A 25,120-nucleotide genomic window follows, 5' to 3' on the forward strand; every position below is an offset into this window, starting at 1 on the left:
CAATCCTATGAAAAGAATTTTACTTTTTTTATTTTTTATAATACCTTTTATAACCGAAGCGCAGGTAGCAGACCTGCAGTTTAAGGTGACTGCGCTGGGGGCGAACTACAATGATAGTCGCTCCAAGGGAGCGCGCTTTCGCTTTTACCAGAGTCAGTGGACGGATGATTATCACCGGCTGATCTGCATACAACGAACAGAACAGAATTTTAATGCCGTTTTGAATGGAAATGATGCTGTTATTTTTAACTGGTGGACGGTGAATCTGAATAGTGTTGCCAAATTGATAATGGTGACCCATAACGAACGTAAAGATGATAGTGACCCCTGCACCGCGCAAGGGGTTTCCGACGTTACGACCAATGTGCCCGATTTGCATGAAGCCAGTACAACGATCCAGTTTACTCCATCAACCTATCCACAAGGCCAGTTCATACCGCTCGGCAGAACCTTTATTTATAGTGATGGTTATACCACTTATGCGGATGTTTCGATAAAATTACCCGTGTTAAAGCCTGGCACCCCTCAGCTCAATGATAACTATGGTAGTACCACTAACTTCTGTACCAATGATTCGATCAGGCTCTCCTCTGTAAATTCCTTCAATAGTACAGGGTTAACCTATACCTGGGAGTATGCCATTACAGATGAAGACTATAATATAAAGAATCCGGATAAATGCTTCTGTGAATCTATTGATCCATCCACTGGAAAATGTGGCCACTGGGGTGATGTCTGGTACATGGGAGCGGATGGAAATGAATATTCTGTATGGCAATTTATTGAAAGTTACGATTGTGATTTACCAGATTATGTAACCGTTCATAACTGGAAAGTACTGAAGGCAGGTACCACTTCTAATAGCTTCTACTTTGACCCGAAGACGCTGGTTCCTGGAAATACAACTACCAAAAAAGTACTGTTACGGGTGAAAGCTACCAGTCCTTTGAATTATGTGAGTGAATATTCGGATATATCTACATTTTTCTTCCTGCCTTCACCACCTAAAGTAGATGCTTCCAGGAAAATAGAAACAAAGGCTTGTTACGGAGAAGAAAATGGTAGCGTAGTGATTCCTCATACTGCCATTGTATCCAATTATACTACCTTACGCTGGCTGCTGAGAAAAGGCACGAACCCTCAGCCCTGTGACCCGACATCGACAGGGAATACAAGCTGCGGTGATGTTTTGTGGAGTAATGGCGCCGAACCGGCCAATAAGGATATTGTTATCAATGGTATGGCTCCGGGAGACTATTCCCTCTGGATATTGAACCCTGGTAATGAAGCTGGTAACTGTTACACACCCGTTGTTGTACATATTGGGCAGGAAGATCAATTACAGATCCCTGCGGATAAGGTGATTACTGCCAATGTTAGCTGTAATGGCGCCAATGATGGAAGAATCAGTGTAACTGCTATCGGAGGAAAAGTTGACGCCGGGTATAAGTTTACATTAAAAGACCAGGGTAATAATATACTGGTACCTGAACAACTTGTTGCCGGCAATACCTTCTCCTGGAATAACCTGGCAGCGGGTAATTATACGGCCGTGGTGCAAAATGGAGCTTGTAGCCAATCTGTTAGCGTGAAGGTAACATTGACCCAGCCGCCACTGATCACAGGCCAGATTGATGTGGTGCAGCCGGACTGTAACACGCCGGGCAATGGTAGCATCAGTATTACTGCAACGCCAGTGGCTACCAACTATCAGTACCGCTTATGGCAAAATGGTACTTTGGTCGCCTCGTCAGCAGTAACAACTGCTACTTCCTATATCTTCCCTGATTTACATAGTGGCGACTATTCCGTTGAAATTATTAATGCAGATTTCCCTGCCTGTACCGGATGGAGTACTACTGCTACGCTGAATGCAGTGCCTGCACTGGCTATCCAGCTGACGCAGCGCGACAGCGTTTCCTGCTATGGTGGCAGTGATGGCCACCTGGCATTTAGTGCTTCCGGCGGTTCGGGGCAGTTCCGCTATGAGTTGACGGATGCCAATAATAATGTCATTAACAATAATACTGGCGACTTTACTGACCTTGCCGCCGGAAATTATACTGCAAAAGTTTATAACCGTAAGCTGTCCTGTAATGATTTTGCTGCTGTTGATGTGGAAGTATTCCAGCGTGCACCCTTAACCGTATCGCTGGTGCCTGCAAATATTTCCTGTAATGGCGCTGCGGATGGTACATTGCGTGCTGTTGCCGGTGGTGGGTCTGCTTCCTGGAAATACACCTGGCAGCAGCTGAAGAATGGCAACTGGATTGGTAATAGCTTCTGGTTTAGTACAGATGTTAAAATAGAAGGATTGGAAGCAGGTACTTACCGTGTTATCGTGACGGACCTGAAATCGCCTGCCAGCTGTACGGTTACTTCAGACCCTGTTACCATTACGGAACCAACACCTATTGTGCTGGGTGCTATACATGTAACTGATGCCATTTGTATGGCAGATGGTGCGCAGCTCTCCGCCAGCGCTAGTGGCGGTGATGGCACCTATACCTTTGCATGGTCAGCGAATAACGGCACCACCTATACGGCGTTTACTTCGCCAATGGCGGTAAGGCAACCGGGTGATTATATCATTAAAGTGACCGATGCCAGCGGTTGTGTTAGTATCAGTGATAACCCTGCGCATATCGCCTTGCCGGCAGCACCGCTGTCGATGAGCGCTACAATGTCCGATTATCATGGTTTCAATATTTCCTGTAAAGATGCTGCCGACGGTATAATCACTGTTACTGCTGCCGGTGGTAACGGGGGTGCCTATTCGGGATATCAATATAAAATAGATAATGGCGCATTCCAGGCAGGTAACATATTTGATCATCTTACCCAGGGAACTTATGTTATAACAGTAAGAGATGGCAGGGGCTGTGAGGTCTCATCTAGCTATACGCTGACCCAGCCTGATTTACAGCTGACAGTCACCAAACAGGATATTAACTGTTATGGTGCCGCTACCGGTACGCTTAGTGCCGCGATCAGCGGAGGAGCAGCTCCTTATCAGCTGACACTGAACGGAAACCCGGTAGCTGCTGGCCAGCCAATGACCGGCCTTGCAGCAGGACAGTATAGTTTGCATGCTACTGATGCCAATGGCTGTAGCCAGGATGTTGCTATCCGTATCCTGTATACGTACCCGCAACTCAGTATCAATACTGCAACTGCAACGGATATACGCTGCCTGGGTGAAACGGGCCTGATTACGCTGTCAGGAAATGGTGGAGATAATAATTATACTTTCTATATCAGTAATAATAACTGGGCTACCGCTACAACTTATACCAGTGGCTCGCCGCTGGCAGCGGGCACATACCAGCTGCGCGTTGCAGATGGCGCAGGTTGCAATACCGATTATTCATCTTCCCTGACCATTACTGCACCTGCTGCTGCTATTGATTTTACGACTGTTTTATCTGATTATAATGGATTCAATATTTCCTGCGTAGGTGGTAATAACGGTTATGCACAGATTACCGCTACAGGTGGTAACGGTAATGAATATACGGGTTATACCTATGCTATTGATAACGGACCTTTCGGTGCAAATTCATTGGTACAGGACATATATGCAGGCACGCACCTGCTGAAAGTGCAGGATGGGCGCGGTTGTATTGTATCCAAACCAGTGACCCTTACAGAATCGGCGAAGGCCTTGTCTATAGCGCTGGTAAGCAAACAGGATGTTCGTTGTGCTGCAACACCGGGAGGAAGTATTACGGTAACCGGTGCCGGTGGCGCCGGACAGCTGCAATACAGTATCGACGGTACTACCTGGCAGGCAGGCACCACCTTCAACGGACTGGTAGCAGGCGATTACAGGATTAAGGTTAAGGACTTAAATAGTTGTTCCAATGTCCTGGATGTAACCATAGCCTCGCTGAACCCTGCTATCACGATAGATAATATTACCTCCAAAGATATTGTCTGCTACGGCACTTCCGGTACCATTGCCCTGCAATCGCATGGTGGTAGCGGTGTGCTGACCAATCAATATTCGCTGAACGGCAACGCCTATACTAATTTTACGAATACAACGGCATTGCCGGCAGGCAGCTATGTAGTTCGTGTAACGGATGCTATTGGCTGTAATTCAAAAGAGAGCATGCCGATTACGATCAGCAGCCCGGCTGCCGCGCTGAGTGCAACCATCACAACAAGTGACTTCAACGGCCGCCAGATTTCCTGCTACGGCCTCCAGGACGGAACTTTCAGTATTGTGGCCGCTGGTGGTAACGGTGCCACATATACCGGATATACCTATAGTATTAACGGTGCTGCGTATACGAATACGCCGAATTATACCAACCAGCCGGCAGGTAATTATACCATTGCCATTAAAGATAGCCGTGGATGTGTGATTAACAAATCTGTTAGTCTGACGCAGCCATCAGCGCCGGTTTCACTGGCGGTAATCAACCAGGTAAACCTGGATTGCGGCGGTGTGCCTACCGGTAAATTCGATCTGCAGGCAAATGGTGGTACATCTCCCTATACCTATGCTGTTACTGGTAATAATAACAGTACCGGCAAATATGATCAGCTGGATGCCGGCATATACAATGCGCAGGTGAAAGATGTAAATGGCTGTACAGCTACTGCCACTACTACGATTAAAGCATTGTACCCCGCGATTGCAGCTACTGCGGCTATCACACCTGTCAACTGTTTCGGTGAAACTTCCGGTGCCATTCGTATATCCGCTACCGGTGGTGACGGTACCTATAACTATCAGTGGAGTAATGGCAACGGCAACAGCCAGGTGGCCGACAGAATACCTGCGGGTAACTACGACCTCCGGATCACTGATGGCAAAGGATGTTACAAAGACTTCAACTATACAGTTGTGCAGCCTGAGCTGCTGAATATGAGCGCTACCGGTGCCGCCGTATGTGATGGCCTGAACGATGGCGCCATCAGTGCAACAGTAACCGGTGGTACATCTCCCTATAACTACTCCTTGAATAATGGTGCATTCACTACAGATGCCAGCTTCAAAAACATCGTTCCGGGCAGCTATAACCTGCTGGTAAAAGATGCACATGGCTGTATGACACACCAGGATTTAACCATCGAAAAAGCGAACGTTAAACCGGATGTCGACTTCCTGGTTGCCAGTCGTAAGAATGCGATGGATACCCTGATCATCAAGGAAATCAGCCTGCCGGCGCCGGACCATGTTACCTGGAATTTCCATCCACTGGCGATGGTGCTTGGTTACAGCGAAGGTACGCCGATAGTGAAGTTCAATGCCGCAGGAACCTATTGGATTGAAATGGAAGCGACTTTCGGCAGCTGTACCTATACACTGCGGAAAAATATCACCATAGATAATTTCGACCCGACAGCTGGTCCTTCCTATAACACACCGGTGCAGGTGATCGATACGGCTATGTTATCGCCAAACCCGAATACGGGCGTGTTTAAGCTGAACGTGAAACTCAACAGGAAGCAGCAGGCTATCGTAACGGTATTTGACATGACGGGCAAGATTTACGATAAACGGCAGTATACACCTACGATGACGATAGACGACCAGTTTTCGCTCAGTAACGTCATCACGGGCACCTATGTACTGCGGATAGTGACGGAAAATGAAAGTAAGGATATACGTTTCATCATTACCAGGTAAACCCATCAAAAGAAGAACTATGAGAAGAGCCTATATCTATGTGGTAGCATTCATGCTAATGGTGGGTGTACCGGGCCTTGCCTGGGGGCAGTCCCTTGATCAGCTGGGCGCCAAAAAAGGCATCAGTATGAGCGGGTCGCTGAATGCCTCCGCAACAGCTTATACTGCCAGTGGTATTGAAAGTCGCCGTGACCCGCTGGCCTGGTATTTCAACGGGAATCTGAACATTAATATGTTCGGCTACGATATGCCGTTTACTTTCAGCTATAGTAACCAGGGCAGTAACTATTCGCAGCCATTCAACCAGTTTCGGTTTGCGCCTTCCTACAAATGGGCGCGGGCTTATTTTGGTACCACCAGCATGAACTTTTCCAACTATACACTGGCGGGTCATATGTTCAATGGCGCCGGCGTGGAGCTCTCACCGGGGAAATGGCGGGTATCTGCCATGTACGGGCAGCTGCTGAAAGCAGTACAGTTTGATGTGGTACATCCGGAGAATTATAGCCGTGCTGCCTTTGAGCGTAATGGATATGGCATGAAGGTAGGCTATGAAAATAACGGAGACGCCTATGGTATTTCCATCTTCCGGGCGAAGGATAAAATCGGCTCACTGGAATTTATTCCTGCTGACGCCACCATTACCCCGAAAGAGAATGTGGCCATGGCTTTCAATTTGCGTAAAACATTATTCAAACGCTTCTTCACAGATATTGAATACTCCGTATCTGCGCTGAACCGCGATACGCGTGGGCTTAAAGGGACAGACAGCACCGTGAAACCATCCCATAACTTTTTAGGTAACCTGCTGGCACCATCAGGAACAACCAGTTATTTTGATGCGATCCAGGCCGGCTTTGGTTATTCCGGCAGCTTTTATTCTGTACAGCTGCGTTATGAACGGGTAGCGCCAGATTATGAAACATTGGGTGCATATACGGTGGTAAACGATATGCGTAATATCACCATTGCCCCAACAGTGACCTTGTTTAAAGGAAAGGTAAACCTGTCCGGCAACGCAGGGATGCAGGTGAATAACCTGGACCATAACCGTGCTACAGACGACAAGCGCTTTGTAGGTACTTTCAATGCAGCTGTGATGCCAAACGACCACTGGGCGCTCAACGGAAGTTATTCCAACTTCAGCAATTACACCCGTATGCGGCCACAGGTAGATCCGTATTTTAACAATGCCATGGATACGCTGGATTTCTACCAGGTCAACAATAGTTATACCGGTATGGTGATGTACAGAAGAGGAACCAAGGAGCACCAGCATACCATCTCTCTTAATTCTTCCTATCAGTATGCCAGTAATACCAGCAGTGCAAAGGATGCAGTTCCTAACCTGAGCAAATTCTTTACATCTGCCTTAAGTTATAATTATAATATTCAACCCAAAAACCTCTCTCTTACCGGAGGGGTAAACTATTATAACAATACTGCCACCGGTGTTCAAACCAGTTTTGTAGGCCCGACGGTAAATGTCAGCAAGTTATATTTCGATAAAACTTTCCGGACAGCTGTTATGGCTACCTATAATATGACGCAGGCCACTACTACCGTTGCGTCTACCGGAGAAGAGAAGACGACCGGCAGTTCACTTTTCAATACAGGATTAAACTTCAACTATACACCGAAGGGAAAGAAAACAGAAGGTGCAACGCCGGAGGGTACACGAAAACTATTCCGAAACAAATCCGGTCATAATGTTGGATTATCCGTGGTATACCTGATGCGTGGCGCCAGTGCATCGATACCGGCTTACAGTGAGCTGACCAGTACCATTAACTATACCTATTCCTTTTAATACCCTATATGCAGCAAGTTAGAATATTCCGATACCTGTTTAGTTTAATCGTATTCCTCCTGATGCGGTTGACGGTGGTTGCACAGCAATACCCCGTTACAGCCAGTACGCAGATCATCCCGCCGTACAGTGTATATCTTCCTGATTATGTGGTGCCCGGCAGTGATAAGATGCGCGTCATCCTGGTACAGAACGACCTTACCAGGCCTTCGTACGATGTGATACTGAAGATGACCATCGAGCAGAACGGCGTGGTGATCATGCGCAGTTCTACGAGGTTTATGCCTCGTCCGCTCACGTTATCAGCTGGAGTACCTACGATTATTAGTGGTGTAGACCTGATGGATTATCTTAACTCAGATAACATAGACTTTACAGGCGGATTTAACCGCGATGCATATGAGAAGAATAAGTCGCTGCCGGAAGGCGCTTACCGTATTACGTTTACCGCCTATGATTACAGGAGGCCAACGATACAGGTAAGTAATCCGGGCGCCAATGTATTTTATTTCCGCAAGAATGACCCGCCACTGCTGAACTTGCCGGTATGTGGGAGTCGTGTTGAAAAGAAAGACCCGCAGTTCCTGAACTTTAGCTGGAGCAGCCGTACTTCACCGAGTCCGGTAGAAGGTAGTGTCACCGAATATATATTTTCTCTGTACGAAATAAAGCCGAAGGGCAGCAATGCGGATTATATCATCCGTAGTGCACGTCCTATCTATACCGTTACAACAGAAAACACCAACATCGTATATGGGCCCGGAGAACCGGCATTGACAGATAGTATGGAATACGCCTGGATTATACAGGCAAGGGATAAGAGTGGTCGTGATGCATTCAGTAATCAGGGGTTGAGTCTGAGCTGCAAGTTTCTATACCAGGGGAATAATCCATTTGAAGCATATAGTATAGCCAAGCCGGTATTGTATGGCAAGAGCACCGGAGAGCGGAATATACGGCTGTCGTGGCCGCTGGCCGCGGGTACGGAGCGTTATAACGTGGATGCCTATCGCGTAGAATACCGTGCAGCAGACAAAGATGGAGTAACGTACGACTGGTATTCATCCGAAACCCCGACGGACACGGTGCTGGCGCTGAATAGTCTGGAACCCGGACGAACCTACGAAGCGAGGCTGCAATGGCGTGTGGCGGGCGTTTACGGGCCATTCAGTGATATTGTTAAGGTAACGACAGACCCGTTGAAAACCTTTAACTGTGGGGAGATGTCTGGTTTGCAGGTTCCGGAGAACACCAAACCTGCAGCGATATTGCTGCCGGGCATGATTGTAAGGGTAGGGCATTTTGATGTGTTGCTGACATCGGTCAAAGGCAGTATGGGCACTTTCACCGGTAATGGCAGGATTATTACGCCAGGATTCGGTATCGGCCTGCTGGTAGAGTTTACGGACATTACGATAAACTCCGACCTGAAAGTAATCCGCGGAGAGATGCAGGCTGCTACGAAGGGCATAGACAAATTTGTAGAGGATGCAGTTAAGGAACAACGTGGTGGTAATGATGTAGGTAAAGTTAAAACAGGAGATATCGTACCGGATATCACTACTAACCTGCACATCTTCACAAAAGAAAATATTACCGTTGATACAGATGCAGGCACCATTACATTAACGGACAGCCAGACGGGTAAGCAGGAAGTGATCGATTATAAGGCTAAGGGCAAGGATTTGCCGATGGTCATTGAAGACGCGGATGGCAACCTCTATAACGTAGATAAGAAAGGCAATGTAACGGCGGCGGGTAAACGCGATAAAGGACTGGCAGGCAATGCCGCTGCACTGGCTGCGCTCAATACCCTTGATCTCGATAAGGGTACCGTTACGTTTGCACCTGGTAAAGACAATAAATATGCCTTCGACAGCTGGAAAGGCAGTTATTCAGGTAAGAAAGTACTGGAAGATAGTTATGAGAAACTGGCAGGCGGTAAATACCGGGTGAGTGCCAAGGCGATTGTGCCTGGCGAGACAGAAGACATCCTGGCTACCTTATCAAATGCTGCTGCTGATACCAATCCGGATAGCATCCGTTTTGTGAATGGTAAGGGAATCGTATTGCCGTTTAAGCGTAACGGCAACGATTATACGGTAACGGTTACCGGTGGCCCTGGCGGCGACGCACAGGAAGTGTTTGCTGTTTGTCGCAATGGCGGAAAGTATGCGAGTCTGGGTAAGCTGCTGGTGGCAAGCTACACGCCGATGCAGGAGAAACTGGTGCTGGTTCAGGTTGGAGAGAATACGGTAATACCGGAAGAGGCTATCCGCCAGCGTCTGTCAGAAACCTATGGCAAGATAGGCGTTACCTATACGGTGGAAATAGATACGACTTTCCGTCGTGATAAGTCGTGGGACCTGAACAAAGATGGTTTACTGCAGGATACTAAGAGTGGGTTCCTCGGAAATGGCTTTACCGGCGAGGAAAAGGCTATGAAGAAGGCTTACAGTAAGCGTCATGATATTGATGATGATGCAACTTACCTGTTTGTGGTGAATGAGGTGGTCATGAATAATGCAGACTTACTGGGTAAGATGCCTCGTCAGAGCCAGTTTGGGTTTGTATTTGTGAAAAGCGCCTCTGCAGCAGATGTAGGAAGGAGTGTAGCGCATGAAATCGGACATGGCGCGTATACGCTGGAACATACATTTGATCCGGGGATTGGTATTGCACAGCGTACTACTGATAACCTGATGGATTATAAAGGAGGCATTGACCTGGTGAAATATCAGTGGGATATTGTTTATGATCCGGGGCATGTATGGGGGCTGTTTGAAAGCGATGCAGCAAATGATCTTGTTGGTTATTCTGATATTAAGGTATTTAAGGAGTTAATCAATAAGACCAATAATACCTACACATTCATTACACCGGGAGGTACCTGTCTGACACTGCCAGAATCGGCCACCAACCTGAAGTTTTCTACACTGGACAGGGTTTACTATAATAACAGTAAGGGAGAGCCCGATGTGAATACACCAGCAGAACAACTTGTGCCACTGGGCGCTTTAATATCCTTCCAGCTGGATAATAATAACTATTCAGCCGCATTTATCGGAACAGACTTTAAGGGGTATAAGGCAGGAGAAGCATTATATGAAGATAAATATTCTGCTGACCTGAAGCCCAAAACTGGTATTGCCGCCTTCTTAGGTATTAAGGATAGCAAGTTTGTTACTTATGCATCCCGTTTTGAAATCGGTCAGAAAACGGATAATTTATCTGCACCTTATTATGGTACTGCTGTTAGTTCTAATGAATTTGCGGTTGTTCCGTTGAATATGGCTAATGCAGATCCATTTGAAAAAGTACTCAACGCAGCGAAGAATGGCAACTTCCCGTTACTGACGCTGGAAGCGAAAGACCTGCAGTTTGCTACTGAAAATGTTAAGCTTTCGCTGGGAGATGGCAACGTTTCTTCAGTAAAAGATTTTCTGTTGCAGTCGCTCTCGGCTTATAGCCCGGTGAAAGATTATTTCACGTTCTATGCGCTGGCAAATCTGAAACCGGAAGACCTGGAGGCATACAAAACCTGTATGACTTCCGTTGGATGGAACGATGTGCTGCTTAATGCGCTGAGAAAGATAGTGTATGATGAGGGGATGGGCCATAATGCACCTGTTTACCAGTTGTACCATGCCGTCAGAAAGCAGACGCTTGATGCAGTGAAGAAACTATCGGCAGGCAGTGATAAAATGGTAAAAGATCTGGAAGAGCTGGTGCGCCTGGGGAAAGATATTAGTGTAATGTACAATGATGTCTTCGAAAAGAACTATAGCTACTGTGCATTAGGTACCTTGTCGCGGGATGCGAGAATGAACATCCTTCAGCAACTCTTTAAAGAAGGCAAAGATTACAGTTACTGGTATACAAGTAATAAGGACTTCATAATCCTGGACCTGATTAGAAGTACACCACAGGTAGACAGGCTGACGGTATTGAAAGATGGCTTTATGGCCAATAATTACCAATGGCTGCGAAAACTCTTATTCCCGGCTAAAGGTTCAATGGAGTCTGATAAGATTAAAGTGTCTTATTCGGATTTGAAAGGTGTAGCAAATGTGATCAGTTCATGGTTTGGAGATACTTATGCCAACCTTGGTGTGCCGGTTACGAAGAAAACCTTTGGTGGTGGCATCCTGTCAATTCCTGAACAGACTATTTTCCCAGGGGAACGGAATTACTATCTGGGACTGAATGAGAATGGGTATGTCATTCAGGATCCACAGAAGCAAAAGAAGGCGCTTATCACCAGGGATATACATTTTACTGGTAATGATCTGGGTGGTTTTGTGAGTATGGAGGAGAATGGAAAAATATCCATGTCCCAGACTTATAAGGTGAAGTATATGCCTAAGGAGGGGTCTGACTATGAAGAAGTATATGATATCTATAATGAGAATTATGATCCGTTCGAACCAGTAACACTGTTGGCTTCCAGGAACCTTCATGAGATTGGACTGGATATAGATCAGAAAGTCATAGTACCAGCCTTCATGGCATATTTCTATCATAAGGATGTTGAGGATACGGAAACGGCAGAGAATGACAAGAAAAAATGGACCTATCTTAATATTGGGTTTGGTGTTGTTGCCGCATTTGAAACCGGTGGTTCTTCTCTTGCAGTTGCTTTGCAATTCACACAGCAGGTTTCCAGTGCGCTAAGTGCAGGAGATATATGGGTTCAACAATTCAAGAAAGACCTCAACAATGAGACCTACCAGAAGAATAAGGCATTTTTCCAAAGTTGGGATAGGATAGTTACCTCGGCAGAAATTGCTAACATGGCTGTGGGGGGTGTAGCAATTACGTCAGCGATTAGGAATAAATTAGGAAGTTTGATTGCAGCCATTGAAGCCGAAAGGGTAACACTGGAAAAGACGCCGGTTATTCTGACTATGATCAAAAAGGCATGGGATCTCCTAAAAAATGCCCGAAATGCTGAATCAACAGCTGCATCTATTATTACCAGCACAGAAGATTTAAAGAAAGTATCTGTAATCATACCAGGGGAAAACCTTAAGAATGTAAATGCCTGGTTGAAGCCTAAAAATGATGTAATATTCGTTGTCGTTCATGGGGATAATACAGGCTTTAAGGTGGTGCAGAATGGTGTGGAAGAAACGCTTGAAGGCAAATCCCTGATGGTAGAGATTTTAAAACATGCCACACCGGAATCGAAAGTAGTCTTGCTTTCCTGTTCCGACATCAATGTTGCAAAGAAATTCAGTAAGGAGTTTGAATTAAAATTAGGTGCTAACCATGGCTATGTAGAAATTGCGGATAATGGCGCAATAGCAGGCGAATATCCATTTGTAGAAATTTCGCCGGATGGTACCACAAGAGAAGTATCCATTAGTGAATTTGCTGAAGAAGCGTCTATGGCGGAGGCGAAAGCGGCAGGTAGGGAGGTAGTACGACTCGGAGGTGCAGGTGAGGGCGCCAGTGCGGGTGGGGAGATCGATTGGGCGGCGGTTAAAAGTAGGTTTGCTGAAATTGCAGGGAAAAATACCCAAATTCAGGCTAAGTTTAATAAATTGCTCAGGAGAATGGAACAGTATCCAAAGACAGCCTCTCGTTTCGCTGAGCATATTGTTAAAGGTACAGGTAAAGGGGTTCAGAACTACCGGATAGTTCTCACAAATGCTACACCTGACGAACATTCTATGAAAGCGTCAATACAAGCTTTGGATATAGCAGAAGAGTTACTCTCAAAAAATTATACCGAAGCTGATTTGATGTTTGAGCATAAGTCAGATATTTTCGATGTTGATCTGGGTATAAGAGAAATGCCTGGTTTGGAAAGATATAAGATCGGTTATCAATTTAAAACGAATAAAGAGCAACTCACTAAAGCAACAATAAAAGGTGCTTGCCGGCAGTTGGAGCGGGCACCAGTAGAATATAGAATTCCGGAACTTGCTCTGGTGGAGAAAGATAACTTAGCAGATATAGTAAAAGATCCTGAAATAACAGCGGCTCTCAAAAACTATCTATATGAGAATCAATTTAAGGATGAACATTATAGAACAATTATGAATGAAATACGTCTGGTTTTTTCGAATGGCGAAAGAGTAAAGGTTATGTATGCTGATGGTATGTTGAAATATATAAAATATTAAACTATGCGAGAAACTGCCGCTATCTGGGATTTTACGGGGATGATTAATGATAGTTCAGATCTAAAGGTCTACCCGGGAGTAAAGCGTGATCTGTGGGTATTATTAACAAATATTATTTCAGCAGGAATACTTTTTCCTACAAAAATTAACGATGAAACATTGGTTTATGAAACAGCAGATCAGCTATTGGAATTAATTTCCAATAGCGGACGCCTTAATAAACCCACTGGATTTAATTTGTATGGAGATACCAGGATATACACACGGACAGGGGTAGAAATTTATCATGATATTGTTCGAATCGAGGGTTTTACTACCTATGCACAGGAATTCATGATTTCATTTGAAACAGATATCTGGATGCCAATGGTATATGATCAGGATAAATGCGAGTTTATCTGGAACCTGGAATATTATAACCTTAATTATGAAAGAGTTCCAACCTTATTGAAAACGTTACATCAGGAGTTGAACTGGGAAAATAAATCATTACTATACCCTAATGGATGGTATACAACAATGCAAACAGGTTATGACTTTTTCGTAATGGATGATATAATTGCACGTGAATACGAAGAAAATCCTAACCCGGATTTTAACCTGGAGGCATATCTTAATAAAATCAAAACTACCAGAGCGTTATATAAAGATAAGTACGGAGAATGATACACGACATGCTGAAAGAATTAATGCTGAATCACTACGGCATAAATAGTGATCAGGTGTCTATTATTAAAGAAGGTGTCAGATTAAATGTCGATAAGCTAAAAGGAATTCTCTTTTAGCTCATATATAGCAGCACAGGAAAATTTTATGGAAAGTATTATCAGTACGGGATTTGGTGGTAAATTTCAATATATATCACACGCAGATTTTAAAGCAGTGATTGCTGAATTTTCATGGCCGGCCGCCTATACTATATGTGATATTGTTTCCTTTAGTTTAGACTTTGAGAAGTGTTCAGTATGGTTTCATGAACAGCATTTTAATGCGCATCGTGTAATAGTATCATTTTCTTCCGTTGATACTGATACTGGTTGTGCAATAGCGTTATTGGATGCATTGAATGATTTGCTGTTGCCTGAGGCCCGGTTAAATCCGGAGTTTAAAGAGCCTGAAATAATCACTGCTGCAAATAATACTTCGAAGGAGATGGTGCTGGATGATCTTCGCAATAACTGCAGGTTATTGCTGAAGTATTTTACACCGCATATTAATGGCGACTTTAGCTGGGTAGAGCGATTCAGGGAAGTAATGAAGGCAAGAGGAGACTATCGTTACCTGAAATCTAATGATGAGTCAGTCTTTAATCAACATGGTTTCAATTTTAAACGGATCTCTATCAGGGCAAGATTGGCCTACGGTGCCTTGTGTCTTGAAAATGCCATAAAATTCTATCAGCAGGAACATTTAAACTGGACTTATTTGTTTGATCTTATCTGGTCTACTACCACCACGTTTATGTATTCGTGGGCCGATCATATGGGAGAAGCGAATCCCTTGGTGGTAATGCATGAACCCTTTGGTTCCATAGAGGCGGATTACATATTGGAGGCGGAATTTAATCAGCTTAAAGAGGTATATGATCAGGCAAATCCTGTACTCTTTAAAATTATTGATCGTATACACTATGCAGGAAGCTCTAATGTAGATCATGGCTTAACCCGTTATACTATTTTACCTATGCAACAACTGGCTGATCTAATGGATGAGCATGCGATTCCATTACCGGATATTACACCATTTTTTAAATTTGGCGTTGAGGAAGATGGCGGCTGGGGGAGAGCATTTTCCCGGGAAGAAATATATGAATAGTATACCTGTTTTTATAAAATCAGACATTCCGGAAATTAAAATAAAAAAACAGAAATTCTCTTTAAATTGATATTTAGCAATACGGTATTGTTTTATGGAAAGTGTTATCAGTAAGGGGTTTGGTGATAAATTTCAATATATATCCCGCGCAGATTTTGAATCAGTGATAGCCGAATTTTCATGGCCGGCAGCCTATACTATAGATGATTTTGTTCCCTTTAGCTTAAAATTTCCGAAGTGTACCATTTATATTTCCGAAGAGAATTTTCTGGCGCATAAAATAAAGGTATCATTTTCTTCCTCCGATACTGATACTGGTTGTGCAATAACGTTATTGGATGCACTGAATGAATTGGTGTTGCCTGAGGCCCGGTTGAATACCGGGTTTAAAGAGCCTGAAATAGGCACTGCTGCTAACAATACATCTAAGGAAATGGTGATGGATGATCTTCGCAATAACTGCTGGTTATTGCTGACGTATTTTACACCGCATATTAATGGCGACTTTAGCTGGGTAGAGCGATTCAGGGAAGTAATGAAGGCTAGAGGAAACTATGATTACCTGAAATCCAAAGATGAGTCAGTCTTCAACCATCATGGTTACAATTTTAAACGGATCTCTATCAGGGCAAGATTGGCCTACGGTGCCTTATGTCTTGAAAATGCCATAAAATTCTATCAGCAGGAACATTTAAACTGGACATACCTGTTTGATCTTATCTGGTCTACTACCACCACGTTTATGTATTCGTGGGCCGATCATATGGGAGAGGCGAGTCCTTTTGTGGTCATGCATGATCCTTTTGATCCCAGGGAAGCGGTTTATGTAATGGAGGAGGATTTTTATCAGCTCAAAGCATTATATGATGAGGCTAATCCGGTGCTCATCACCATCATTGATCGTATATGGTATGCCGGAATGTGTAATACCGGTGATGGCTTAACCCATTATACTATTTTACCTATGCAACAACTGGCTGATCTAATGGATAAGCATGCGATTCCATTACCGGATATTACGCCGTTTTTTAAATTTGGTGTTGCGGAGGATAGCGGATGGGGGAGAGCATTTACCCGGGAAGAAATATATGAATAGTTTGAATTATTCCGGAAATGCCCGTTTTAGACGAGAAATAGTGATATATATAAAAATATTTTTTAAATTGAAAGATAATACATGAAATATTGATTTTTTCAATCCGATAAACTTATTGCTATTTCCCTATGAACCTTGACAACTTGTCTGCCAGCTATGATGTTTTTTTAAAGAGTATTAACCTTTCCCTGGAATTTCTGGAAACACCTGGTAGTAATAAAGTAGGGTGTCTGCTTTCATTATCAGGTAAAGCAATTAACCTGGCGATTTATGAAATGTATGTAAGAAAGGATTTTTCAGGCGCCAGATGCCAGTTTTATACCGCTGCTCTGGAGAATGCTTACCTGCATAATAATTTTGAAAAAGGAAAGTATGCCAGCAGCTACATTTATGATAACCACCGTACCTTCTGTTACCCTGTACTAAGTGATAATAGTAAGCTGGTCCGGTATTATACAAAGTATAAAGATACTTTCGAAAAAACATTTGCAGGAGATTTTGGTACAGCAATTCAGGCAGTGATAACAGCAGATGATGAGTTGTTGGCCGCAGTCATTACCAGGCTGGAAAAGCACGTATCCGGAAAGACATGGGAAAAGCAATTAGCAGGTTGTGTGCCGGCATTTAAAGGTTTGCAGACAAACAACTATGTACAACTGGAAGAGGGCATACAGGAGCTGTTAAAGAAACACCCCAAACAGGAACATACGCCTGCAGCAAGTACGCTTTTTAGTTTGGAGGCTACTACCCTTGCTAAACTGGGCGTATTAAAAGGCATGGACGTAAAAATAGACAACCCGCTAATTCCTGCTGAAATGCTAATCACACAAGAAACGACGGGATGTGAAGTGTTTGATTTTCTGCAAGACCTGCATCAAACATTATAGAATATGAGTAAAATATACGGGGCAGCAGCTAAAGTCTATATAAAATATAATAACGGAGAAATAACTGAACTGGCAAAGATGTTGGATGAAGCACTGCTTATCCGTGACCTTACCTTGGAACATAGGAAAGAGCCGCCTTATGATCTTACCGGTGTTGGTGAAGCAATGGGATTTCAATGCTGGCTCAATGCAACAGAAGAGGTGAAAGGGTATAATTTCTCGTTCAAACTGGAAACCCATATGAGCATTGATGCAATGTTGTCAGGCCAGATGTATGATTTGTCATTTTGGTTAGGTAGATATATAGCAGTGATTTGTGGACTGGATACCTATGTAGAAAGCACTACGGAGGAGGTTATGTATTTTAATGCTAAAGAAGAATAAATTATCCGGACAGTGAGTGGAATATTTTTAAATATATTATTTGAGAAGTTCTCAGCTACTGTTGCTACTATAACTAATAATGATGTTGAAAAGTACTTACGATTATAATAAAAGAGTATTTTGTTACTTAAGCATAAAAGATTTTGCATCAGTAATAGCTGAATTTACATGGAAAGAAATATTTGAATAGAATAATTATTTTATAATACCTAATGGATTATAAAACCCCGGCATTGGCACATGATTAAATACTATCGATCTACCTATATTTTTGATGCCGACCTGATAACCGAAACTGAATTTATCGAAAGTGGTACAGGCTATAAGGTATATGAGTCTGCAGCAGCAGATTCGTTGGTAAAGGAAGACTGGCGCTTCAATAAGCTGAATTATGTTTATTATTATTCCAGGGACCTTACGCAAAAAATTATTGACTATCATACATCAAACTATCCGCAGATTGGCTGTGCTACCTGTGAAAGGTTGCCCCGTGGCCTTATCACAACGCACTACAAAGACTTTGAAATCTATAGCCGTTTCATTGTTACTTTTCTTCCTGATGGAACAGAGGATGTTATGCAAGCCTTTAATAAAGATTTTGAATTAACAGAATATAATAGAACAATATTTGACGAAAATGGAGTGGCAATAATGGAAAAGTACTTCTGGCCACGTCTGTGGCAAATAGAAGAAGATGAATATTAATAATTGCTGCATAAAATAGAAAACGCCCGCCACCTGTGAATAGGTTACAGACGTTTTCTATGAAAATATTTTTATTACTTACCTCAATGCGGGATATACCATGGCATTCTGTGCTATAGCCGATTCCAGCAAAGTTTTGAATTCATCAAGAAACAGTATTTCCTCACAATCTTCGATATACTCAAGTGACGCTGTTTTGCCTGCTTCAGCCAATGAACTGAGAATATAGTCTTTCGCAGCTATCAGCTTTGTGATAACGGGAAGTATAATAGTGGGCTCAAACATCATAATGGTTCTTTCGTCATCATATCCACTTATTCCTGTTCCACTCCAGGCATCTGATATCTGGTCAAAAATATGTAAGTGATGCCGTATTAAACCAAATTGATGTATGGGGCAAAGGTTCATGGCTTCCTTCATGATCCTGAATTCACCCGGAGTAGCTATATAGGATCCAGGAATCGCAAAATCATCAATTGGTTCCTCTTTTACTTCATAATATCCCATCATGGGAATGTGTCCAACAATGCAGCCGGGCGCTTTCTGGTAGGCCCCGACAGAAAAAACCATATTCATAGGTGTGTGTTTTATAAATACAAAAGCGGGAGCATTGCTTAACCAAATGTGAAGCTAACAATGGCATCTTTTTCTACTGCTTTTTCCAGCAAGGCCTTGAAAGCAGTCAGCATTTCCACTTCTCCTCTTTCTTTGATTAATGCTACTGTACTATCTTCCAGTGAAGAGAGAATATCATCTGCAGCATCCAGTAAACTTGAAATCGTAGATAGTAATTTAACCGGGTCAAACATCAGGCAGGTTGTTATACCTTCATGTTTACCATAACCGGCACCGCTATAGGGACTGGGGGCCTGGTTATAGAAATATAAATCCGGTGCATCCAGGCTATACTGGTATAGCCTCCTGCTGTTCATGATTTCTGTGATTAAATATATTTCGCCATAATGGCAAATATCTAAATCCGGGAGTTCATACGCCATGATAGCGTCTTCTTTTACTTCGTATACCCCTAAAATATTGACATGTCCAACGATACAGTCAGCGGCTTTCTGATAAGCGTTAATACCAATTACTACACCCATATGTGTTTGTTTGAATGATGATTTAATTATTGTCAGCGGCTATTACCTGTACAGTACTGCTCATTGTTCTGGTGTGCATGACCACCATGGGAAATAGTACAAAATATTCTTTCATAGGTTGCAGGAATCGCTGAATACGCAATTTATTAATTTGTATTTAAAATATATATGTTTTTAGAGAGATGATAGGATGATGATTTGCAAAAGATAGCCGTTTTGTACAATTTTCGGGAATTGCATTCACAGACCTTTGTCATGTATACCCAAAATACATAGGCAATGAACAAGCATAATATTATCATGAGTGAAAATGAACTGGCATTACGATCGTTCCTGAAGCAGGAGGGAACACCCAGCTGGCAGAGTCGTTTTTTTACCGGTTTATTAAGATTACTTCCCATCAAGCGCCAGACCGCTACGGCGGAGGCAGTACAAAGACGTGTACGTAAACTGGCGCTGCATCCGCCTTCGCATAAACCCGTAGGACTAGGTGCTGGTGTAAACGTAACACTACAACAGTTTGCAGGATGGCCTGTTTATTATACCTCACCTGCTGCCGGCACGCCGGTACATCATTATGTGGTATTCCTGCATGGTGGTGGTTATATTAATGAGATTGTAAAAGCGCACTGGAAAATACTGGGCACACTGACACGCAGTACTGGCGTGCATTGTGTAGTGCCTATCTATCCACTGGCCCCGAAAGGTACTGCCAGCAAAGTGGTGCCGGTAGTAGGCGCGTTACTGCGTCAGTTACTTCAGGATGCCGGCACAGCGAAAGTTACGCTGATGGGGAATTCTGCCGGCGCCGGCATGGCGGTAGCCGCCGCACAGTGGCTCCGCGATAATGGCCATCCACAGCCTTTTCAACTCCTGCTTATTTCACCCGGACTCGATGCCACTGTGAGTAGCCCTGAACAACAGCAGCTCGCAGCAACAGACCCAATTCAGGATATTCCGGGTATGCAGGAAGGGGCACGATTATACGCTGCTGAACTGGATATCACACATCCTTATGTGAGTCCGTTGAGAGGTGACCTGCATGGACTTGCACCCATGATGATATTCTCAGGTACTTTGGATTTATTGTATCCGGATAGTATAGCATTGGCTACAAAGGCCAGGGCTGCAGGTGTGGCCGTGGAGCTGCATTTGCGCCGTGGCCAGATTCATAATTATGTTGCGTTACCTACACCGGAAGGGAAGGAGGCCATGGCGCTGATCATGAAGGCCGTTAGTAATAAAGGTTAATCAATATTGTTTGCATTTAAATTTTAGCTGCGACGCAATGTCAAGGATATGGCTGCTTTCGGGAATTTTACTGAAAGCAGCTTTTATTTCAGGAGGTAGCGCGTTGTAGCCGATGGCAGAAAATTAATAATAATGGTAGTAGTCCTTGTAATCAATACATGGCATACTAGATAAGCTCGCACTGTTTAGTTTTACTCCTGCCTGTTATGGTTGGTTTTCCCTGCTGACATATAACCGTACTTACTTTTTTGCCGCCTTATCATGATGAATATGATAGACTATTATAATGTAAATATTAAATATTTAATCAAATTTTTATATAATTGGAAAGGATAGTAATTTTGAAAAAATACCTACACCCATGAAAACTAGAATTCTGACTGCAGGATTGTTAATCCTTTCTTTCGCCAGCTTTGCCCAAAACCAGACAGCTGATGACGACAACATTGAATACGAATTAAAAAGCAATGAAAAACTTGGTTATATTATTACCAAAGATGACCAGAAAGTAGAAGGCGTTGTAAAACTGGCCGGCTCAGAAAAATCTCCATGGGACAACCAGAAGAAGGTGAGGTTTCTTGCAAAAGAAAACATTGATCCCACTGCGAAACGCCAGCATTTTAAGGTGTTGAAAGTAGATGACCTGAAGGAGTATGTAGCAGTGGAAAACAATGCTGAAAGACGTTTCAGGGTAATTAAATTCTCCAACATGCGTGCTGCTATGTCAATGGGCGACGGTATTGGCTCTACCATCAAAGGCATCAAGAACGCTTCCAGCACTACCCATATGGCGGAAGTAATTATCGATGGTCCTATCACCATGTACCGCCTGTATGGTTATCCTACCATGGTGGCTGTTGGTAATGCAGACGTTGCACAGGCAGAGCAGGATGAAAACAACCTGCGTAATAACCCGGATATCCTGGTACAGAAAGGCGACGACAGACCAAGAGAACTCCGTACCGGCGATATCAAAAAACTGGTAGACGATTGTTCCGCTGTATCTACCAAACTGGCTGCCGGCGAATTCCATACCTATGATCCTGCCAAAGAAGAAAAGAAAAAAACCGGTTTCGGTAAACTGATCAAAGGTGAAACCGAAAGACTTGGCAGCAAACTGGAAGATATGGGCGTGGAAATCTTCACCGCATATAATACTACCTGTAAACAATAGGTTACCGCTAAATAGCATTTATTTTTATTAAAAGGGTTGTAAGTCGCAGACTTACAACCCTTTTGGCTTTTATGGCATCAACGCTATTTTTTATTTGCTGAAATGCTAAAAATATTAGTATTTTTGTCCCGGGGCACATTTCATCCGCAAATCGAAATATAGTGCCATTAGAGTTAGAGCATATTAAAGAGGGTTTGTATTACAGATACAAAAACAGCATCGTGCGCATAGAGGAAATTCATTACCCCTTCCTTCCTATCATGCGGCATGCAATGGAAGCGATCATTATTGAAAATAACGAACTGTTTATGCTCGGTTTTGAGACCTGGGGCAGAGCGGGAGAGTTTATACGGCAACTTTCCAACGATCGCAGTATGGGCCTGAAAAGGACTACCAACGCCGGATGGGGCGTATGGGTCAACGGCGCCGATCTGAAAACTGAATTACAGTTTGTACATGAAATACAGGAGATGTGGCTGGTATTATTCCGGGAAGTACTGCGGCGCAAAGGCGATGAACCCAGGCCCCCGTTGAAACTGGTATATTATCAGATGAAGAATTCTACTACCGCAGTAAAAACAGGTATGGAAACCAAAGGCCGCTATGCCGGCAAGTTCATCAACTATAGCGAAGTGATTCCTTATCAGCAGCAACTTTATTACGTCACCTGGGATTGCACCTTCGTGTTCCGTAATATTGCTGTCGCCATATGGATGGTAACAGAACCCGCAGATGCAAAAGATATTCTTTTCGAGTTCGAAGGCCGTAAATGGGGCCTGGAGCTGGTTGCCGGCAAAGGCACTACAGACAAAGATACCCGGGCCGCCGCCAAATGGCTGCACCACCACCTGGCGGAGAATGTATATAAAAGATTATAACAGCTGATGGATATTTGTCGCGCTATAATGCATAACTTACCGCCTGTAGCACCTATACTCTTATGAAAGTCATCAAAACAAACTGGATTAATTTCCTTGGTGTATTCATCACCGTGTTGCTGTATGTGGTTATAGGCAACTTGTCAGAAGCTGTCAGTATTGGCGGGCTTTTATTAATGGCATTACTATTGATATTCCTATACGGTATAATTTTCTGGATAGGCCTTTTTGCAGCCCTCATCACACTCGATCTTATCCTCATAAGAGAAAACCAACGCCACCTGCTCAGAAACCTGCTGATAGAATGGTTTATTATCAGCATTCCGTTTATGTATTGGACGGCGATATACGAGGAATATATCTTCCTTCCGGCAATACTGTCCTTGCTGGTTACACAGATTTTGCGGAAACAGTTAATTGTAAGCGTGTGTAAAAGCAGTAGTTGAGTGCACCAAACTATCTGTATCCCAGAATAATACGCATTATGTTACTTTTCTGCTACTGGATAAAACGCATGCTCTTTATCAAGAAATATAATATAAAAAATATTCTCTTCGAAAAAGCCTGCTACAACTTCTTTGCTCTTTTTGGTGATATGCATGGCCCCCCAGTTTTTATGAGGTAGATGTTTAGGCTCAGTGAATCCGGAGTGTTTGGGGAATGCCCCGTATTGCTTGATACTCCCATCCTGCAATGCTTCTTCGCAGGTGTATTTATTTAAATGACGTATCATTTCCATCATGTTTGCAAGATGTCCAAGTGCTTCCCAGTCTTTAAGGCGTTGGCCTTCCGTGACATCGATCAATAGTTCCAGAGAAAAATTTAGTTTAGGCTTTTTTGGCCCTTGCGGACCTCTTTTCCCTTGTTCCCTTTGATATGCTGGCAGTTTTTTTTCCTTTTTACTCGCCATACAATAAATCAGTTAATTTGTCTGTGATTTCGATCGTATCAGCAGCGCCAAAGGTATTGTCAAGGTACTTTTTAGCAAAGTCTGAGGTATTGCGTACAGCCTTGGTACTAAAATCCGATAAGGGATAAAGTGTTGATACACCAAATTGGTCTTTATTGGTAAACCATATCTGATCTCTCCTCAGCAAATCTTTGTCTAATAAATTTGTATCCTGCGCAGAAAAAATAAATTGCGCATTCCGTTTGTTGTATTTATGAAATAATTCGAGAAGCTTTTTTGTTAAGTTTGGATGCAGCTTACAGTCAAATTCATCAATGAAAAGAATGCCCCCGATACGTAATGTTAAATAAACCGGACCTAGAATATGTATTAACTTCCTGGTTCCGTCAGATTCCATATTGGGACTGAATGGAAGCGACCCTACGATCAGGTTGTTCGCGTCATATCTTCTATGATAGGTAATAATTTCACCGTCTTTTTCACCAGCTTCTATGTTGGCTATTTCAAGATACTTGAGTGCGACTGTTGCCCATTTCCTAAAACCATTGTCCTCTTTCAACATGTTGGCAGTTAATTTCGTATATGGGTTCTGGTCGATGCCATCAATTGTGGCAGTACTTTGAAACCATTCCAGTACTTCCTGACTGACAGGCTGATTGTATTGTGCAAGATGGCTTAATAACAGCACATTTTTATTAACTTCTGTATGGAATTTTTCTCCTTCTTCAAATGATTCGTGGTTGATCTGGTATTGCTGGTTATCCCGTTTGAAAAGCAAAATTTCCCTATCCTGTTTTCGGTAAAGCCATTCTTTTTTAATAGTATTTCCATGCAGCTCATATCCATATCGGTAGATGTATTGTCCTTTTAGGAACGATACTTCAAACATGGTGTTTTCCCTTTCAGAAGCTGTATTGAGCAGGAAATGCCGCAGATAAACTTTGCGTTGATTATCCTGATCAAGTGAATCACGAAATGAATTGAAAATAACCCTTGTAAAGGAATAATATGCAGTAATGAAATTACTCTTTCCACTACCATTGACACCATATACAGCAGCAACCTTTATCAAATCAAAACCTTTGCTGGTTTTAATAATATTATCATCTTCCAGTTCCTTAAATGACTTAACCGGCGTCATCAAAAAACTTACTTCATCCTTGAATGAAAGGTAATTTCTGAACTTAAATTCTATAAGCATAACATAACAAAGTCTACACGAATATAACGTTAATTTATTAATTTGAAAAATAATGGTAGATTTTTGACTTAACATTGTTTTTCGATTTCATCTGCTCCTCCGGTTCAGTCCCGCATCCTGCCTCTTCAGGCACCCAA

The 25,120-nt window shown here is 43.2% G+C and carries 17 protein-coding genes; 13 read left to right on the forward strand and 4 right to left on the reverse strand.

Features of this window, described 5'->3' with window-relative positions:
- Positions 1-7 precede the first annotated feature (7 nt).
- The 9 genes from F3J22_RS16375 to F3J22_RS16415 all read left to right on the forward strand — a co-directional run bounded on the left by F3J22_RS16375 (position 8) and on the right by F3J22_RS16415 (position 18,469).
- Positions 8-5,641: a T9SS type A sorting domain-containing protein gene (locus F3J22_RS16375; protein ID WP_167019028.1), complete on the forward strand. Its 5,634-nt coding sequence runs from the start codon at positions 8-10 to the stop codon at positions 5,639-5,641.
- Positions 5,642-5,660: 19 nt separating this feature from the next.
- Entirely contained in the window at positions 5,661-7,451 is a 1,791-nt protein-coding gene (locus tag F3J22_RS16380) for a hypothetical protein (RefSeq protein WP_167019029.1), read from the forward strand.
- Positions 7,452-7,459: 8 nt separating this feature from the next.
- Entirely contained in the window at positions 7,460-13,582 is a 6,123-nt protein-coding gene (locus F3J22_RS16385; RefSeq protein WP_167019030.1) for a fibronectin type III domain-containing protein, read from the forward strand.
- Positions 13,583-13,585: 3 nt separating this feature from the next.
- On the forward strand, positions 13,586-14,248 hold the full coding sequence (locus F3J22_RS16390; protein WP_167019031.1) for a hypothetical protein: 663 nt from the start codon (positions 13,586-13,588) through the stop codon (positions 14,246-14,248).
- Between the two features lie 147 nt (positions 14,249-14,395).
- Positions 14,396-15,397: a hypothetical protein gene (locus tag F3J22_RS16395; protein ID WP_167019032.1), complete on the forward strand. Its 1,002-nt coding sequence runs from the start codon at positions 14,396-14,398 to the stop codon at positions 15,395-15,397.
- 94 nt (positions 15,398-15,491) lie between these two features.
- A complete protein-coding gene (locus F3J22_RS16400) occupies positions 15,492-16,493 on the forward strand; it encodes a hypothetical protein (RefSeq protein WP_167019033.1) in 1,002 nt (333 codons plus the stop codon).
- A 128-nt stretch (positions 16,494-16,621) separates the two neighbouring features.
- Positions 16,622-17,380, forward strand: coding sequence for an immunity 49 family protein (locus tag F3J22_RS16405; RefSeq protein ID WP_167019034.1), 759 nt, complete (start codon positions 16,622-16,624; stop codon positions 17,378-17,380).
- A 3-nt stretch (positions 17,381-17,383) separates the two neighbouring features.
- Entirely contained in the window at positions 17,384-17,764 is a 381-nt protein-coding gene (locus tag F3J22_RS16410) for a hypothetical protein (RefSeq protein ID WP_167019035.1), read from the forward strand.
- A gap of 240 nt (positions 17,765-18,004) precedes the next feature.
- The gene (locus tag F3J22_RS16415) at positions 18,005-18,469 is read left to right on the forward strand and encodes a hypothetical protein (protein ID WP_167019036.1); all 465 of its coding nucleotides are present in this window, start codon (positions 18,005-18,007) and stop codon (positions 18,467-18,469) included.
- 78 nt (positions 18,470-18,547) lie between these two features.
- Here the strand turns inward: F3J22_RS16415 and F3J22_RS16420 are convergent, their stop codons facing one another.
- Both F3J22_RS16420 and F3J22_RS16425 read right to left on the reverse strand, forming a co-directional pair.
- Positions 18,548-19,045, reverse strand: a complete 498-nt coding sequence (locus F3J22_RS16420; RefSeq protein ID WP_167019037.1) for a hypothetical protein — start codon at positions 19,043-19,045, stop codon at positions 18,548-18,550.
- Positions 19,046-19,083: 38 nt separating this feature from the next.
- Positions 19,084-19,569, reverse strand: a complete 486-nt coding sequence (locus F3J22_RS16425) for a hypothetical protein (RefSeq protein WP_167019038.1) — start codon at positions 19,567-19,569, stop codon at positions 19,084-19,086.
- A 279-nt stretch (positions 19,570-19,848) separates the two neighbouring features.
- Here F3J22_RS16425 and F3J22_RS16430 point away from each other — a divergent pair, with 279 nt between their 5' ends.
- From F3J22_RS16430 to F3J22_RS16445, 4 genes are all read left to right on the forward strand, one after another.
- Positions 19,849-20,820 carry an alpha/beta hydrolase fold domain-containing protein gene (locus tag F3J22_RS16430; RefSeq protein WP_167019039.1) on the forward strand — a complete coding sequence of 324 codons (972 nt, stop codon included), beginning with the start codon at positions 19,849-19,851 and terminating at the stop codon, positions 20,818-20,820.
- 361 nt (positions 20,821-21,181) lie between these two features.
- Entirely contained in the window at positions 21,182-21,994 is an 813-nt protein-coding gene (locus F3J22_RS16435) for a hypothetical protein (protein ID WP_167019040.1), read from the forward strand.
- 161 nt (positions 21,995-22,155) lie between these two features.
- Complete coding sequence (locus F3J22_RS16440) at positions 22,156-22,872, forward strand: hypothetical protein (RefSeq protein ID WP_167019041.1); 717 nt, start codon at positions 22,156-22,158, stop codon at positions 22,870-22,872.
- A 62-nt stretch (positions 22,873-22,934) separates the two neighbouring features.
- Positions 22,935-23,318 carry a hypothetical protein gene (locus tag F3J22_RS16445; protein ID WP_167019042.1) on the forward strand — a complete coding sequence of 128 codons (384 nt, stop codon included), beginning with the start codon at positions 22,935-22,937 and terminating at the stop codon, positions 23,316-23,318.
- A 41-nt stretch (positions 23,319-23,359) separates the two neighbouring features.
- Here the strand turns inward: F3J22_RS16445 and F3J22_RS16450 are convergent, their stop codons facing one another.
- The gene (locus tag F3J22_RS16450; protein WP_167019043.1) at positions 23,360-23,782 is read right to left on the reverse strand and encodes a hypothetical protein; all 423 of its coding nucleotides are present in this window, start codon (positions 23,780-23,782) and stop codon (positions 23,360-23,362) included.
- Positions 23,772-24,983 (reverse strand): ATP/GTP-binding protein, encoded by a 1,212-nt coding sequence (locus F3J22_RS16455; protein WP_167019044.1) that lies wholly within the window; start codon positions 24,981-24,983, stop codon positions 23,772-23,774. The genes F3J22_RS16450 and F3J22_RS16455 overlap by 11 nt, the downstream gene beginning before the upstream one ends.
- Between the last annotated feature and the right edge of the window lie 137 nt (positions 24,984-25,120).

This window comes from Chitinophaga sp. Cy-1792, from assembly GCF_011752935.1.
In the GTDB taxonomy this organism is placed as follows: Bacteria; Bacteroidota; Bacteroidia; order Chitinophagales; family Chitinophagaceae; genus Chitinophaga.

Bases quoted from the DNA above. Each gene is read 5' to 3' on its own strand.
- F3J22_RS16395 (WP_167019032.1), top strand. From the start codon at position 14,396: ATGGAAAGTATTATCAGTACGGGATTTGGTGGTAAATTTCAATATATA.
- F3J22_RS16430 (WP_167019039.1), top strand. From the start codon at position 19,849: ATGAACAAGCATAATATTATCATGAGTGAAAATGAACTGGCATTACGA.
- F3J22_RS16410 (WP_167019035.1), top strand. From the start codon at position 17,384: ATGAGTAAAATATACGGGGCAGCAGCTAAAGTCTATATAAAATATAAT.
- F3J22_RS16425 (WP_167019038.1), bottom strand. From the start codon at position 19,569: ATGGGTGTAGTAATTGGTATTAACGCTTATCAGAAAGCCGCTGACTGT.
- F3J22_RS16415 (WP_167019036.1), top strand. From the start codon at position 18,005: ATGATTAAATACTATCGATCTACCTATATTTTTGATGCCGACCTGATA.
- F3J22_RS16405 (WP_167019034.1), top strand. From the start codon at position 16,622: ATGAACCTTGACAACTTGTCTGCCAGCTATGATGTTTTTTTAAAGAGT.
- F3J22_RS16380 (WP_167019029.1), top strand. From the start codon at position 5,661: ATGAGAAGAGCCTATATCTATGTGGTAGCATTCATGCTAATGGTGGGT.
- F3J22_RS16445 (WP_167019042.1), top strand. From the start codon at position 22,935: ATGAAAGTCATCAAAACAAACTGGATTAATTTCCTTGGTGTATTCATC.
- F3J22_RS16455 (WP_167019044.1), bottom strand. From the start codon at position 24,983: ATGCTTATAGAATTTAAGTTCAGAAATTACCTTTCATTCAAGGATGAA.
- F3J22_RS16385 (WP_167019030.1), top strand. From the start codon at position 7,460: ATGCAGCAAGTTAGAATATTCCGATACCTGTTTAGTTTAATCGTATTC.
- F3J22_RS16375 (WP_167019028.1), top strand. From the start codon at position 8: ATGAAAAGAATTTTACTTTTTTTATTTTTTATAATACCTTTTATAACC.
- F3J22_RS16420 (WP_167019037.1), bottom strand. From the start codon at position 19,045: ATGAATATGGTTTTTTCTGTCGGGGCCTACCAGAAAGCGCCCGGCTGC.
- F3J22_RS16435 (WP_167019040.1), top strand. From the start codon at position 21,182: ATGAAAACTAGAATTCTGACTGCAGGATTGTTAATCCTTTCTTTCGCC.
- F3J22_RS16450 (WP_167019043.1), bottom strand. From the start codon at position 23,782: ATGGCGAGTAAAAAGGAAAAAAAACTGCCAGCATATCAAAGGGAACAA.
- F3J22_RS16390 (WP_167019031.1), top strand. From the start codon at position 13,586: ATGCGAGAAACTGCCGCTATCTGGGATTTTACGGGGATGATTAATGAT.
- F3J22_RS16400 (WP_167019033.1), top strand. From the start codon at position 15,492: ATGGAAAGTGTTATCAGTAAGGGGTTTGGTGATAAATTTCAATATATA.